The 1,540-nt window shown below is 56.4% G+C and carries 2 protein-coding genes; one reads left to right on the forward strand and one right to left on the reverse strand.

Annotation, left to right across the window (positions count from 1 at the left end; genetic code table 11):
* Positions 1-160: 160 nt before the first annotated feature.
* The gene (locus tag Q2941_RS51585; protein ID WP_156944863.1) at positions 161-475 is read right to left on the reverse strand and encodes a hypothetical protein; all 315 of its coding nucleotides are present in this window, start codon (positions 473-475) and stop codon (positions 161-163) included.
* A 253-nt stretch (positions 476-728) separates the two neighbouring features.
* Here Q2941_RS51585 and Q2941_RS51590 point away from each other — a divergent pair.
* On the forward strand, positions 729-1,540 hold an 812-nt coding region (locus Q2941_RS51590), incomplete at its 3' end, for an IS701 family transposase (protein ID WP_458197535.1).

The raw sequence follows: 1,540 nt of genomic DNA on the forward strand, positions 1-1,540 counted from the left end.
CATTCGCCACAAGCGCTCTCCTCTGCAGAGATTCGAGCCATCATATAATGTGACGAACTTTCGTTCCAGATGACTAGCGCGTGTACTCATTAACGCGCGGGAGGAGGGCTAAGCGCTCGGTCAAAGTATTACCAGTTTTGACCCGTAGAAGGCCTCTCAACTATTTGCTTTTCGTTGTTGTTTGAGCTTCCGACAAGCGGTCCATTTGTTCCGCTGTGCGCCTGTAATTTCCCACGATCTTCATAAGAGCATCACGTCTAGACGCCGTCTCTGCCGGTACGGCTAACTGTTCGGCCTCATCGGCTTTATCGCGAAATCGCTTCGCTTTTTCGGCGTAAGGACAAGGCATTCCTGCGTGGACGCCGCGCAGCTCGTCCAACGCAATCCGGGCATGGAGAGCAGCTTTTGGATGACCATTCTCGATCTCCTCCAGCGCCCAAGTCAAATACTGCACAGCAGCGTCAGGATTGTGCAAGCTGTCATCACCTCCATTTCCTGGCAGAGTGAGGTGCGCGATGGGCAGATGCCGCCAAAAGTGACATGGCCTGATGGAAAGTAAAGTGAACTATGTCGCGTTCTGGAAGTTTCGGGATGTCTGCTTTCGCGCCGTTATCAGGGCATAGCGGACGTCAAAACGGTGTCCTCGACTTATGAGTACACGGCCTAGCACTACTTTGGCAGATTGTCGGTTTTGCCGTGCTTTATAGGATTCCCGAATCAATTTTTCAATGATTCATGGGTGGTCGGCTCTTGGAGGGCTGACCATGACGGGATGGGAAGACGAACTTGAACGCTGGCTGATGCCGTTCTTGGACCGGCTGGGTCATAAGACTCGGCAGCGCATGTGTCCTCTGTATGTTGCGGGATTGATCGGTCCTGGCGATCGCAAGAGCGTTCAGCCGATGGCGGAGCGCCTTGCCACGGGCAACTACGACCAGCTGCACCATTTCATTGCGGACGGTGTCTGGGACGCGACGCCGCTGGAGACGGAGCTGCTCCACCGGGCGGACCGACTTGTCGGCGGTAGCGATGCGGTGCTCGTTATTGACGACACCTCACTGCCGAAGAAGGGCGAACGCTCGGTTGGTGTTGCGGCTCAATACGCGTCGGCTCTCGGCAAAACGGCAAATTGCCAAACGCTGGTGTCTTTGACGCTCGCGCGCGGCGAAGTGCCAGTGATGGTCGCGTTACGTCTCTTTCTGCCTGACGGTTGGGCAAGCGACGTGTCTCGTTTGAAGCGCGCTCGCGTGCCAGTCGAACACCGAACGCCACGGTCCAAGCCGGAAATTGCTTTAGCCGAGATCGACCGCGCGATGGCAGCCAACGTGCACTTTGGATGTGTGCTGGCCGATGCAGGATACGGGCTTAGCGCACCGTTTCGACAAGGGCTAACGGAGCGCGGGCTGGCCTGGGCGGTCGGCATCCCTCGACACCTGAAGGTGTATCCGGTTGATGTGAAGCTTATTTGGCCGATTACCAAAGTCCGCGGGAAACCACGAAAGCACCACGTGCCCGATATCTTATCGATTGCGGCAGAACA

The sequence above is a fragment of the Bradyrhizobium sp. UFLA05-153 genome (genome assembly GCF_054185185.1).